General features: G+C 44.8%; 10 protein-coding genes. 1 reads left to right on the top strand and 9 read right to left on the bottom strand.

The features are described 5' to 3' along the window. The 4 genes from ACBR23_RS20830 to ACBR23_RS20845 all read right to left on the bottom strand — a co-directional run. The coding region (locus tag ACBR23_RS20830; RefSeq protein WP_371125676.1) for a hypothetical protein at positions 1-1,600 on the bottom strand (1,600 nt) is incomplete at its 3' end. Between the two features lie 290 nt (positions 1,601-1,890). Then, a complete protein-coding gene (locus tag ACBR23_RS20835; RefSeq protein WP_371120376.1) occupies positions 1,891-3,075 on the bottom strand; it encodes an ATP-grasp domain-containing protein in 1,185 nt (394 codons plus the stop codon). Positions 3,076-3,087: 12 nt separating this feature from the next. Beyond that, entirely contained in the window at positions 3,088-4,185 is a 1,098-nt protein-coding gene (locus ACBR23_RS20840; RefSeq protein WP_371120375.1) for a DMT family transporter, read from the bottom strand. Between the two features lie 57 nt (positions 4,186-4,242). Then, complete coding sequence (locus ACBR23_RS20845; protein WP_341736996.1) at positions 4,243-4,737, bottom strand: thioesterase family protein; 495 nt, start codon at positions 4,735-4,737, stop codon at positions 4,243-4,245. A 251-nt stretch (positions 4,738-4,988) separates the two neighbouring features. On the opposite strand from ACBR23_RS20845, the gene ACBR23_RS20850 reads away from it, so the two are divergent. Beyond that, positions 4,989-5,840 carry a universal stress protein gene (locus tag ACBR23_RS20850; RefSeq protein WP_371117432.1) on the top strand — a complete coding sequence of 284 codons (852 nt, stop codon included), beginning with the start codon at positions 4,989-4,991 and terminating at the stop codon, positions 5,838-5,840. A 112-nt stretch (positions 5,841-5,952) separates the two neighbouring features. Here the strand turns inward: ACBR23_RS20850 and psbM are convergent, their stop codons facing one another. The 5 genes from psbM to ACBR23_RS20875 all read right to left on the bottom strand — a co-directional run bounded on the left by psbM (position 5,953) and on the right by ACBR23_RS20875 (position 13,223). After that, the gene (psbM, locus tag ACBR23_RS20855; protein WP_015177760.1) at positions 5,953-6,066 is read right to left on the bottom strand and encodes a photosystem II reaction center protein PsbM; all 114 of its coding nucleotides are present in this window, start codon (positions 6,064-6,066) and stop codon (positions 5,953-5,955) included. Positions 6,067-6,410: 344 nt separating this feature from the next. Further along, positions 6,411-6,707 (bottom strand): 2Fe-2S iron-sulfur cluster-binding protein, encoded by a 297-nt coding sequence (locus ACBR23_RS20860; RefSeq protein WP_340525874.1) that lies wholly within the window; start codon positions 6,705-6,707, stop codon positions 6,411-6,413. 116 nt (positions 6,708-6,823) lie between these two features. After that, the gene (locus ACBR23_RS20865) at positions 6,824-8,680 is read right to left on the bottom strand and encodes a TolC family protein (RefSeq protein ID WP_371120374.1); all 1,857 of its coding nucleotides are present in this window, start codon (positions 8,678-8,680) and stop codon (positions 6,824-6,826) included. Positions 8,681-8,862: 182 nt separating this feature from the next. Beyond that, positions 8,863-10,482, bottom strand: a complete 1,620-nt coding sequence (locus ACBR23_RS20870) for a DUF512 domain-containing protein (protein ID WP_371120373.1) — start codon at positions 10,480-10,482, stop codon at positions 8,863-8,865. 182 nt (positions 10,483-10,664) lie between these two features. After that, positions 10,665-13,223, bottom strand: a complete 2,559-nt coding sequence (locus ACBR23_RS20875) for a sigma 54-interacting transcriptional regulator (protein ID WP_371120372.1) — start codon at positions 13,221-13,223, stop codon at positions 10,665-10,667. Positions 13,224-13,541 lie beyond the last annotated feature (318 nt).

Here is a 13,541-nt window from a genome sequence, read left to right on the forward strand (position 1 = left end):
GAGCTGTCAGGTTAGCTTGCTGTTGTTGCGCCGTCTCTAAGTGACTTTGCATTTCGGCAATTTGCGTGTAATATTGCGATCGCTCTTGATTTGCTGTTTCCCAATCTGACTGTAATTGGGAGCGACTGTGCTCTAATTCGGATACTTGAGCTGTCAGGTTAGCTTGCTGTTGTTGCGCCGTCTCTAAGTGACTTTGCATTTCGGCAATTTGCGTGTAATATTGCGATCGCTCTTGATTTGCTGTTTCCCAATCTGACTGTAATTGGGAGCGACTCTGCTCTAATTCGGATACTTGAGCTGTCAGGTTAGCTTGCTGTTGTTGCGCCGTCTCTAAGTGACTTTGCATTTCGGCAATTTGCGTGTAATATTGCGATCGCTCTTGCTGAGATTTTTCTAAATCAGCTTGTAGTTGGGAAGACTGAGATTGAAACTGCGATAGAGCTTGCTCATTTTGATTTATTTTATCCTCGACAGCCTCTAATTGTAGTACCAAATCTTCTCGCTCTTGCGAAATCATCCTTGACTGATTTTCCCCCGCCACAATTAGAGCTTTTAATTCAGTTATCTCCTGATTCGCTGCTTCTAAATTAGATTGAGCTTCCGATAGTTCCCGTTTCATTTGGGAGAGTTCTTCATGCTCTGATTCTAACTGGACTTGCGATTCAGACAGTCGATCGTTCAGTTGCGCTTTTTCTTGAGTTACATTTGCCAATTTCGGCTCTAATTCTAAAATTTGATAACTTAAAGCTTCCCGTTCCTCAATCAGAGACTCCAACTGTTTTTCCAGATTTAATAATTGCGGTTGAATTTCCGTTTGCTTTTGGCTAGCATTTTGTAATTGAATATGTAACAATTGTCGTTCAGTATTAGAACTTTCAAGCTGATATTCTACTTCTGATAACTGATTTACGAAGACCAATTTTTCTTCTTCGAGAATATCTAGCTGAGCTTGTAAATTAGATTTTTTAAATAAAATTTCCTCTTTTTCTTTCACAGCGCGATCGCACTTGATTTTGCTTTCCGCCACTTGGTACTGTAGCTGCAACTTTTCTTGATTAGCCGCTGCTAATTCACCTTCTATTTCCGCTATTTTCGCCTGAAACAAGCCAATTTCTTGGTACAATGGTTCTGACTCTGCTTGAGTTTGCTCTAATTGTAATTTCAGTTGCGATCGCTCTTGTTCGGCTATGTCTAATTGATGTTTAACTTCGGCAAATTCCGACAGAGATAACTGATTTTCTCTAGCACTTTCTAATTGAAATTGCAAGTCTAAAACCAGAGCGTCAACCTGGGCTCTATCTTCAGTCATTAGTGCCAACATCTCTTCCAATTCCGAGACTTGCGTATTTAACAAGTATTGTTGCTCATTCCTTTGGTTTAAGGAATTTTCCAGCTCCGAAATTTTCAAATTTAGCTGATTTTCTTCCTGAATTTTCTGCCTAATTTCCCCATTTTTCACCCCCAACTCCGAGGCTAACTGCGACAGAGCCTGCTGGGATTTGTCTATCCGCATCAAGTTGCGCTTATTTCGCTCATTCAAGATTAGCCAACATACTAGCAACCCGCCCCCAAATCCTATTAATAAGAGTAATGCTTCCATTTGCTTTATTTAATTGAGAAAATTTAAACATTCTTAATGTGTTATGACACAAAATATACCTTCGGTCAATATAGCAATCCTAAATCATTTGTGAATTTCTTACTCCCTCCCCTGATTCAAGGGGAGGGTTGGGGTGGGGTAAAAAATTTACGACTCATTTAGGATTGCTATAGGTAGTGCAGTCTATCATATCACAAATTATTCCCAAATTTAATTTTTTTAAGACTATTTATATTTCTTTACAACCTCCGCAGCGATCGCAGAGGTTGAAGTCATCAGCCTTTAGAGAGTTAGGAGAAATGAAGCAAATCCACAATATGAGAAATAATACCAATATCTTTCATGAGTAAATAATCTAGGCGATCGGCGATCAAACTCAAAATCAAATCATTATAAGTCATCTTATATTCCGCCAAACCAAGAGCAACTAAACTGGTCACATTTTCCGCAGGGCGTTTCAGATCCGGTTTGGGATTAGCCTCCAAAACATAAAATTCCCCATTCTCATCGCACCTGACATCAATCCGCACCAAACTATTGAGACTAAACTCCCAATAAATTTTTTGGGCTAATTCAATTAACTCCTGCTTTAATTGCGGTTCTTCTGGGCCAATCAACTTTCCGCGATCGGCAGTAATCGTTTTTTTATCCATAGAAGTAAAGATTAATTCATCAGAGTCCAAAACCCGTTCGATCGTGGAAAAAGCAAAGGGTTTTTGCTGTTTAGAAAAACTGCCTTGAGCATGAGTAACGTAGCCACAAACAGCCACACAAAACTCTCGTCCCGGTAAATATTTTTCAATCAAAGCAGTATTGTGAGTTGCATGATGAACAGCAGAAATAGCTTGAGACAAACCCTCAATTGTTTCGACAAAATGAACGTGTAACGAAGCTCTACCGGATACTGGCTTGACGATAAAAGGTCCAGAATAATCACCAAAAGCAATGGCAAAACGGTCTTGCAATTTTGGTTTAAATATGCCTTGAGAAGGATGCCAAATGATAAACGGAGCCGTTTTGATTCCGACTGATTGCAGTTCCCGTTTAAAGGCGTGCTTGTTATCTAAAATAGAGCTATTTAAAGGGTTATGACCAATATAAGGCATTCCCAACATTTCTAACAAAGCGGGAGTGTGACAAACCGGATTGTATCCCTGAACGCCTCCGGTATTCATCCAGACTAAATGGATATTTTCTGCCTTGAGTTTGTCTGGCAAATTCAGATCGTCAGGCATCAAAAAAACCTGCTTGAATCCTACTTCTTTTAAGGAAGTGGCAATTTCTCTGGCTACCACTTCATAACTTTTCCAAGCGCGGGGATTGTGAGTTTTGTAAATCACAGAGCCTGGTTTGTTGCAGTCGCCGCCGAATACCACTGCAATCCGCAATTTAGTAAAAAATACTTCCAAATATTCAGGTAGCAGACTAAAGTCGTAATGCGAGGGATTCATCCCAATTGATGATGTTGCAACCATAATGCCTACTTCCTATCTGTCTAATTTTAGTTTTTTTTGTTTGATGTTTTTTTCCGCAGAATCGCTAGATTTTGCTATGTATATCCCAGCCAAAACTACAGAAAAAGCCAGCCAGTTAAACAAACTCAAATTTTCGCAAAAGAGTATCCAAGCTAATATGGCAGTAATCACAGGTTCTAACAGCAGGAAAAGAGCCACAAAACCTGATGATAAACGGCCGAGACTGTGGATGAGAAGTCCTTGACCGAAAGCTTGGCAAATCACGGCTAGAGCAATTACGGCTAGCCATCCTTGCCAAGAATAAGGGAAAATGCGATCGCCCGCGAGCAACACCAGTGGCAAAATCAAGAGACTGCCAATAAAACAGCGCCACATTAATATAGTTGTCGCCGGGAACTTGGTCCGTAAATGTTCTGCTATCAGCAGATTTCCTGCATAGAACATTGCCGATAAAAGAGCAGCCAAATCGCCAGTCAGATTCTCTCCGGCAGTTTGTAAATCATCAAACCCGATGGCGATAGCCCCTGCCAAAGCTACCGCCATTCCGACTAAAAACCTGCGGTCAAAACGGCGGCCCAATAGCAGCCAACCTCCCAAAGTTGTAAACAAAGGAGTTAAGTTTCTCAGTACAGTAGAATTAGCGACATTCGTCCTCGTCAGAGACCAAGCCCAAAAACCCAAGGAAGCCGAAGAAACGATACCTACCGCAATTAATAGCATCAAATCGCGGTAGGTATAGTTCGATCGCATTTGAGGTTCTGCATCAGAGATGCGACGGCGGGCTTCACCGACACCATTCCAGACTGCAAACACCAAAGTTGCGATCCACAAACGGTTAAAAACAGTAGCATTAGCACTGATTTCCCCTTCGCTTAACCTAATGAAAATGGCTGCAAAAGAGACAGCTAAAAGCGCCGCCGAAAGTGAAACTATCGCCCACAACTTCCCTTGAGTATCCCTTGGTGTATCGTTGTTAACATCATCATCCTGGTTTGCCAAAACAAGACTGGTTTTAGGTTGAGGTTTTAAGGCAGGATTTAAACCATTTACCTCTAATTTTTCCTGTTGTAGATCGATATTTGTTTCTGGCATTTCCAGTTGTTTTGACATTTTCCTTCTTCCTGGTTCCTTGTTCCTTATTCCTTCTGCTATCACAGCAGTTTCGGCTCAAGGTTTAATAGAAAGTCTTGCAAAAGCATCCTTCAGCAGTGGTGGTAATTGGCGAATAATTTTACCCTTCTCGCCATCTACCGCCACCAAAGTTACCTGGGCTGTCGCATACAATTCCTCGCCGTCAGCCGATCGAATTTCGTAGTCCCAAAGCAGCCGGACACCTTCACTAGCAGACATCCGCGTTTTGATGGCCACAGCTTGTCCCATCTGTGGGGCGCGGTGGTAGCGCAAGGAAAGTTCCACCACGGGCAATTCTAAGCCCTGGGCCACCCAATCAGCATACTCAATGCCGATCGATCGCAAACTTTCCACGCGGGCTTCCTCCATCCAGGTAAGGTAAGTACCATGCCAAACGGCACCGCTGTAGTCGGTATGGTGAGGGTATACTCGCACCAAATATTCAAACCAGCCTCCAGATTCCATCGAAGACAGACTTTGAATAGCGCCCGCAGGTGCGAGTTGAGGTTGAGTTCGATCGTTCTCTAACACTTTACAAATCGTTCCAAAACGCTACATTTCTACAAATCATAAAGCAAACTTCAAGCTTATGCTTGACTTTAGCAAACTAGATTTCTCAACTCCGACTACCCGAAGGCAGAAGTGGCCTATGCTGAAGGCAGAAAGGTCAAAATGTTGATATCTGATGTTTTGACTGCATCTGTAACTAACGAGTTCTGCCTTTGGGTGGCGAGTTCCACCTCGTACACAAAAACTCAACTTTTTTCCACACAAAAGAAACCATGATAGAAAAAATTTTAGTAGCGGTGGCTGGCCGCGGTCTGTGCGAAGAGATGTTTAATATGTTGATGGACATCCCTTCCTTGCAACAAACCTCTGTCACTGTCTTGCACGTCGTGCCACCTCAAGTAACATCGGACGGAATGGCCGACAAGTTAGAAGAAGGAGGCAAGATCTTAGCACAAGCGGTTCAATCTTTAAAAATAGACCCTAGCAAAGTCAATCCCCGCCTCAAACAAGGAGACCCAAAAACGATTGTTTGCCAAGTGGCTGAAGAAGAACAATCTGACTTGGTAATCATGGGTTCACGGGGGTTTGGCAGACTGCAATCTATTCTGGAAAATTCGGTCAGTCAGTATGTTTTCCAGCTAACATCCCGGCCGATGCTATTAGTAAAAGACGATATTTACGTCAAAAAAATTAAGCGTGTTATGGTGGCGATCGACAAATCGGAATCCGCCAAACAATCCTTGGATCTGGCCCTATCTTTAGTCAAGGATATTAATGGCGGACAACTAATTTTAGTCCACGTCACTAAAGATTTGACTGGAAAAGCGACGGAAGATGTGACAGCAAGTGCTGAAAAAGACCCCGTATTAGCGCCCGCAGTAGCACTGGCGAAACAAATGGGAGTTAGCTACCGCTGCGTTAGTGCCACAGGCAAGCCTGGGGAAGCAATTTGTAGGTTTACAGATGAACTGAATGCTGACTTATTAGTAATTGGTTCACCGGATCGCCGTCCTAGTGTTGCCAAGTCCTTTGTCGATCTCGATCGACTCCTAGGAAACTCTCTTTCCGACTACGTGCGAGTCTATGCCAATTGTCCCGTATTGCTAGCCCGGACGAGAGGCTAAATTCAAAATCCCCAATCTAAAATCGGTATGAACAATTAAAAAAGCGCCAAAGCAAATAGCTGTTGACGCTTTTTTTGCCATACACAAAACCAGACAAAAATAGCAGAAATTACTAATCTTTTCTGCCTTGACGGCTAGCTGTTTGAATGTACAGAATGATTAGAAAAACACTGGGAACCAGTACAAATAGAATGGTTGCCACAAACCCTAGATCGTTAACTTCCATGAAGACGCCAGCCTCTATCTAAAAAGTATGAAAATACACACAACTAGGATACCACTCATACCAGTTTTTTATGAGGCTGCATAGAATCTGATCCCCCCTAACCCCCCTTAATAAGGGGGGAACAAGATTCTGCTCAAAGTCCCCCTTCCCCCCTTGGGGGGGGCTAGGGGGGGGTGGGGATTTAGGGGGATCGAGATATATGCAACTTCACATTAAATTGGTATCAAAGGCAGAAGGCAGAGAATTGGAAAGTAAGAGGGGGGTAGGCACAGAAAGGCACTACCCCTACCTTATCCCTGTTTTTCGGAGAATGAAACAGCCGCGAGCCCCATGCCCAGTGGCAGTTATGGCTTGGTCTTGACACTCACTGGGCCATTGACCAAAGCTTGACAAGCCAACCGATAGTTATCGGGCTTTTTCTTGAGCTTGCGGTTCTCAAAGTCAGTGCGGGGGGAAAGATTTTCACTACCTTCGACAATTTCCACGATGCAAGTGCCACATTGACCGTAGCCTCCGCAATTCATCATCTTTCCCGAAAAAGTGTACAAATCGATGCGGTTTTCTAGAGCTTTGAACCTTAAATTGGCTCCGTCTGCTGCGATGACTTCCTGATTTTCCTTCACAAACTTGATATTGCCCATTACCGATTCCTTAACGCAGTGACTTGGTTCTTTATTACAAAATATTAACTATTGTATCGGACATTTAAATACCCGATCGCCTATTTTTCCGATCGTCCAAGGAAAATGCCCCCAGCTCAAGGAGTTCTGGAGAGATTGTTACCAGGAAGATTGCTCACCGCCCGCTGGAGAGACGAAAGCGAGCGGTTGTAGCCAATAATTGCCAAAAGTCGGTTTCTTTCAGCCCTAGTCAAATCCGTTTCCGCCTGAATCACATCCGTCTGAGTACCGACACCAGCTTGAAAGCGCAGTCTGGCCAAACGCAGGGCTTCCCTCGACTGCAAAACCCCAGCCTCAGAAGTTTCGATATTCTCAAAACTAGACTCCAAGCCAAAATAAGCTTGTTCCACTTCCCGGCGCACCTGGTTGCGGGTTTGATCGAATCTACTTTCGGCGATCGCAATATCAGCATCGCGCTGTTTCACCCTCGCCTTGGCTGCGCCCCCGTCAAAGATACTCCAAGTCAGACTTGCCTGGATGGCATAACCGTCCGCCCAGCCGTGAGCGGCAAAGGGGTTAGGGTTCTCAGAGTTTTGCCCCTGCACGTTGTAACTGCCCGAAACATTCAGTTGAGGCAAACGCCCGGCCAAAATCGATCGACGCTGCTGCTTGCTCAGATCCCTCTGTACCAACTGCTGTTCCAACTCAGCACGATTTTTAAAAGCCTGCACGATACTTTCTTCTAAAGACAGCCTCCAAGAACCCGCTTGCTCCACCGGGTCCGCCGCCGTCAAGTTCGAGGACTGACTGATATTTAACAGCTCAGACAACTGACGCTGGCGGATGCGCTGATCGCGGCGGGCATTGGCTAGCTGCTGCTGTTCGTTGGCCAAATTGGCCTGGGCCTGCAACACGGCAAAGCGAGTTCCTACTCCTGCCCGTTCCAGGGCTTCGGCATCCCGCAAACTTTGTTGAGCATTTCTCACCGATGCTTGGCGAATCGCCACTTGTCCGTCTGCATCTTGCAGGTTGTAGTAAGCATCAGTCACATCAAAGCGAAGTTGTTCGGCTTGGCGTTCCACTTCCAGTTCTCGCAAGCGCAACTGTTCCTGGGCGGCGCGGATGTTAGCACTCCGGCGGCCGAACAAATCAACGTCGTAGCTTAACTGCAAAGTGCTGTTGAGACTGTTACTGGCGAAATTTGGGGTGGCTTGGGCGGCCGGCCGTCCGGTTTGGTTTGCTTGAAAGTTGTTGATTCGCTGCTGACTCCGCACTTGGATTTCTCCACCGGCGCTCAAAGAGCGGGTCGCGTTCATTTGAAAATTGAGGTCTGGATATAAAGCTGCTTGTTGTTCCCGCACGGCTGCTTGAGTTTGTTGTAATTGCAGTTGAGAAATTTGCAGAGTTTGGCTGTTGCGACGGGCGAGGTCCACTGCTTGTTGCAAGCTAATGGACTGAGTTTCTTCAATCCTGACATCCTCTGGTTGAGTTGGAAACAACAGCGGATTGGGGTTGGGTTCCAGGGTTCTGGGAGGCTGGGTTTGTAGTATGCCTTTGGGAGTTGGAGGGGGGAAACTTTCGCCCGGAGTATTGCTTGGTGGTGGTGTCAGGGAACTCGGTACTGGAATGATGTTCGGGTTTTGGGGGGAAGGTACACCCTGGGCGATCGCAGTTGGTGCTGGTGTGGCACTTTCGACTCCAACTACTGGTGGAGTTTGGTCAGCATTTTGGGAATTAGAGCCTAGTGGCTGGGGATTAGCTGTCGCCCAGTTGTCCTGAGACTGAATTGAGGGGGAAAGGGCGATCGACTCTAATGGTTGTTCTGGGGTTGTTTGCGATTCTAATTTAAGATTCTCTCCCACAGGTAGCTGATTACTTTGGGCCGAATTCTCCGGGGACTGAGCCGCAGACTGTGCAGCAGCACTGTGTCCCACATTGCCGAAAGTAATTGCAGCACCTACTCCTACTACCACGATTTGACGAAAAACACGCATAAATTTTAAATTATTCTGCAATTCCAGAGACAATTTTTAAGCAAGACAGAGGTCTCTAATTTCAGTTTAAACTCAGAAGTCCCAGCTTAGAATAAGTGCCGAGGTGAGTACCTGCAAATTTCCCGATCGGCAAAACTGCTCTCACCATATCTCCATTCTGAAACTCAAAAAAGGTGTTACACCTATTTTGTCTGTTGATTAGTTGATCGCACCTCAGCATTCACCAGACCGATCGCCACTGAGATTAGTTCCTCAACTCCTGTAACGGGGAAAATCTCCGTTTTCAGGATGCTAGCAAGCTCTAAGACGGTCATGTCATCCAAAAAACGCGGTTCCCCTTGTTTTAGCATCACTGAGGGCAGTAGGATGCCATCTCCCAGGTCTTTTCCCTGCAAAGCTGCGAGCAAGTCTTGGCCTGTCAGCAAACCTGTGACAGTAATTTTTTGCCCCCAATAGTCGCTACACAATGCTACCATCTTAACTTCCAAGCCGGGAATTTGATTGAGCTGATGCGCGATCGGCTCAAAAGCTTTTTCCACAGCATTTCCCACTACCCAAATCAATTTTCGCGCCGAATTAACTTGCAGCGGTTGCAGTTTAGCGAAAGCAGTTTCAAACTGTTGGATAAATTGGCGGATGGAACCGACACCATTACCAATTTGGGGATAATCTGCATAGTCAGAGGCGATCGGCAAATCCAAACCTGCAATTAAAAACCATTCATCAGCAAGCCAAATACAGCGGGATTTTGCATTCTGCTTTTTCGCCCTTGCTAAGGAAGAACTTAAATCTTCTCCCCCCCTTGCTAAGGAAGAACTTAAATCTTCTCCCCCCCTTGCTAAGGAAGAACTTAAATCTTCTCCCCCCCTTGCTAAGGAAGAACTTAAATTTTCTCCCCCCCTTGCTAAGGAAGAACTTAAATCTTCTCCCCCCCTTAGCAAGGGGGGGTTGGGGGGGGTGAATTTTGCCTTCAGCTTTTTCGCCGTTGTGCCTTTTTTACCTTGACTCAAAACAGCTTGAATTTTCTGCACTTGCGCGATTACTTCTCGCGCTTTTTCAGGTGTGACAGCGATTAGTTCATCTGCCGCTGGACGAAAGCGAGTTAAACCCACCGGCACCACAGCCACCGATGCAACCGTGGGGATATTTCCCCTATGAAACTTTGCCAAATCTAACAAAGTGCGTTCTAAATGTTCGCCATCATTAATGCCGGGACAAACAACAACTTGAGCGTGAATTTGTAGGCGACGTTCTTGAAACCATTTGATTTGTTCTAAAATTTTCCCAGCCCGGAGATTTTTCAGCAACCGAATTCGCACTTCCGGTTCCGTAGCGTGTACGGAAACATAGAGAGGAGAAAGTCGCATTTGTTCGATTCTGTCCCACTCTTTTTGAGTAAGATTTGTGAGAGTGAGATAGCTACCATAGAGAAAACTTAATCGATAGTCATCATCCTTGAGATAGAGAGTTTCGCGCTTTCCCGGTGGCTGTTGATCGATGAAGCAGAAAGGACAGCGATTATTGCACTGAATTAGCCCGTCAAAAAGGGCTGTGTCAAATTCTAAACCTAAATCTTCGTCGTAATCTTTTTCGATTTCTAATTTGTGGAGTTTGCCTTTAGTGTCTAATACTTCTAGTTCGAGAAATTCATCGGCGCACAGAAATTGATAGTCGATTAAATCGCGGGGTTTTTCACCGTTGATGGCAAGGATTGAGTCACCGACATCAAATCCAATTTCCGCAGCGATGCTGTCGGGGATGACTTTGGTAATTCGGGCTGGCTTTGTTGATAATTCGCTCATAATTTTGCACGGGCTGGTTCAAGTTTGATAAATTATTTTTGAATTTATTTTTTTATTTTTTATTCTCAAATTTATCACAATTTAACTATTTTGTCAACCGCGCCATGCGGGAAAAAAATAGCCCTTAGTGAAGCGCGATCGACTGAAAATAGGCCAGCTTTCATCGTCGGCTATAAATTATTTTAGTTTCCCACGATCGCATACCACAAACTTACCATCAGACACAAACTAGCTAAATGCTGTGGCATCAAAGATTTCAGGGAGCGCTTGGCAATTTTTTGAGTCACAAATATCGTTACTAACAATCCTACAATTAAAGTTAAGCCCTGCAAGAAACTAATCACCGCCGGATCGCCGACAAAACTCGGTAAATCGTCTCTAATTTGTCCGAAAGTGGCAAAAGTGACGGGAATCACTCGGCCGCCTTCCTGCAAACCCAATCGCCAATAGTGAGCCAAACTCCCGCCCCAGACTAGGGGTAAATAACCGTAAGCGAGGGAGACAAATGAGAGAGGTTTATAGGTTGTAAATGGCATGGTTTCTGCTTTTCCCAATTGATAAATTGCCTGCATGACTGCATAGGCACTAAGGGGAATTAGGGGCGGAATAATTAACAGCGCGATCGAAATTCCTAAATGAGGGATAAATTGGTCTAAATTGATGCCTAGTCCTAATAAATCATTGATTTCAGGTAAGCGATGGAGATAGATGCCGCCTAATAATAGAAATAAGAGGGCGACTTCATAACTGTGGGGAACATGGGTAGTCCATAATTCGATGCCGGGGGGGCGCAGATTTAATTCTACCGATCGATGGGGGCAGGCTTTTAAGCAAGTCATGCACAAGACGCAATCTTTATTATCAGTTAATTGGGCGGGATGGGAATAAATCGGACATCCATTAGTGGTTAATCCTTCTCCCAAGCCAGGCCCGCCTTTATAACACTGGTAGGTAGTACATTCAGCGGCACAGGTTCCTTGTTGGGCGCGGAGTTCGATAATTGAGAGTTTAGCAAATAAGCCATTCATTCCCCCGATTGGGCATAAATAACGACACCACAATCGTCGCTCGAAGATGAGGGAAAAAATTACTGCTCCGGCGGTGATGAGTAACAACAAACAACTGGATAAATAGGCGGTGTTTTCTAAATCCCACAACTCTTCCCACAGAAATATGAGGGTAAATAGTCCGAAGAGAAACCAACCACCCCATTTTTCAGCTTGTTGCCGCGGCCATTTATGGAGAGTTCGAGGGAAAATTTTCAGCGAGAGTTTTTGGACGATTTCTCCATAAATCATAAACGGGCAAAAAGCGCACCACAACCGCCCAATCAGGGGAAATAATAATAAAATTAAGGGCCACCACCACGCCCAAAAAATATTGAGGGCAAAATTATGTTGTCTATCTTGGGGGGCGACAAAAAGGATGATTACCACCAATGCAAATATCCAACTGGTAAACCAGTAATTCACGCGATCTGGATACCAATCGCTCCGTAAAAACTGCCGAAATTTAGGATAGATATTTAATAAATTCAGCCGAAACTTTTGTTTCTTAGTTGCTTGGGCCCAAAACACTTCTTCTGTTAATACCTGATTTCCCTGTGCTTGAACTAAAGCGCGATCGACCATTCCTTCTAATTCCCGCAAGTTCCCTGGAAAGTCGTAGGCTTGCAAACGGCGAATAGCTTCCGGCGTGACTTGGGGCTTTTCTAATTTCTTTTGGCGAGAAAGGAGGTTGAGATAATAGTTAACCTGTGCCTCTAAATCTGCTTTCCTGACCCGCAATGAGGGTACTTTAATCTTATGGTATGTCAGTTTATCGAGCTGGGGTTGAACGCTTTCTGAAATTAAAATTATCCGAGCATTACTAGAACGGGGTGGCGGTGGTATTTGTCCTTCTTTTACTGCTAGTGTATAGGTTCCATTAGTTAATAATTGCTGAATTTGAGGGCATAATTGCTCTGGTAATTCTTGGACATCATTTAAAATTAATGTCCCTTCACCCAACCATTCCAAGAGTCCCGGTTTACCGCCCAAACGCCCGAATAATTCGGCTCCATTTGTCTGAAGCAAGGCACTTTTTAGCTGAATCACTGGCTCGCTGCGGCGATGAGAACCGAAATGAATTAAAGCTGCTAAATTATCTTTTTCTAACCCCGGTTCGCCAGAGATTAATACGGCTCGATCGTCGCTAGATGCTGCGCGAATTTGTTGGCGCAATTTCACCGCATAACGGCTATTCCCAATTACTCCCCGTTTCGCCCTGGGTACTAGATAGCTGCGGAGAGCATTTTGACGCTCTCTCTCGTAGGCGATTTCTGTTTCTAGCTGCTCTAATTTCGTCGCTAAACGTTGGGTATAGGCTTCGGTGATGGGTGGATATGTTGCGAGCAAACTGCGCCAGCGATCGGCATTAATTACCAAAAATTGACATTCTGTCCTAGCGACAATTCGACTATCTGCTGGTTGTGAACGTTGGAGGGCAGATAAATTGACGATCGCCCCTGGTAATAAACTACTAGCCCACATCAAGCCCGGTTGTTTGCGGCGGTATCGATCGGCCTGTCCTCGCTTTAGGATATAAAGATTTGTGACAGGCGTGTCTTCGAGTACCACTCGAAATCCAGGCCCAAAGGTTGCCAGTTGTATTTCACTAGCGATCGCCTGTAAAATCTCGCGGGATAATATGCCTAATTCGGTGTTGGATTCTAGCCAGTTAATTAATGTTTCGGTAGACATCGCTTAGCATCGGCGAAAGCCGAATGGTGATAGCTTGCTGTCGGATCTATCATAGCTTGTAGAAGTCCTCACGGCGCGATCGCCCTCCTCTCAAACGGCACATTAGCCAAAAATTGTTTTCCAAGCAATAATTGACAGGGCTAAATCAGCGATCGCGTGACTGATGTAACTAGCCCAAAGCGAACGATAGGTGAGATGATACTAAACGGCAGTTTCATAGACTTTTCCTGACATTAAAGACATCAGGTCCAAAAAACACGGTGTTCTTGTCGCAATCGCTGTCTGTAACTGGTAAAATAAGTATCAATGTTGGCACTC

Source organism: Microcoleus sp., from assembly GCF_041354475.1.
Lineage (GTDB): Bacteria > Cyanobacteriota > Cyanobacteriia > Cyanobacteriales > Microcoleaceae > Microcoleus.

Coding starts and splice junctions, on each gene's coding strand:
- ACBR23_RS20865 (WP_371120374.1), bottom strand. CDS start 8,680: ATGCGTGTTTTTCGTCAAATCGTGGTAGTAGGAGTAGGTGCTGCAATT.
- ACBR23_RS20870 (WP_371120373.1), bottom strand. CDS start 10,482: ATGAGCGAATTATCAACAAAGCCAGCCCGAATTACCAAAGTCATCCCC.
- psbM (WP_015177760.1), bottom strand. CDS start 6,066: ATGGAAGTTAACGATCTAGGGTTTGTGGCAACCATTCTATTTGTACTG.
- ACBR23_RS20840 (WP_371120375.1), bottom strand. CDS start 4,185: ATGTCAAAACAACTGGAAATGCCAGAAACAAATATCGATCTACAACAG.
- ACBR23_RS20860 (WP_340525874.1), bottom strand. CDS start 6,707: ATGGGCAATATCAAGTTTGTGAAGGAAAATCAGGAAGTCATCGCAGCA.
- ACBR23_RS20850 (WP_371117432.1), top strand. CDS start 4,989: ATGATAGAAAAAATTTTAGTAGCGGTGGCTGGCCGCGGTCTGTGCGAA.
- ACBR23_RS20835 (WP_371120376.1), bottom strand. CDS start 3,075: ATGGTTGCAACATCATCAATTGGGATGAATCCCTCGCATTACGACTTT.
- ACBR23_RS20875 (WP_371120372.1), bottom strand. CDS start 13,223: ATGTCTACCGAAACATTAATTAACTGGCTAGAATCCAACACCGAATTA.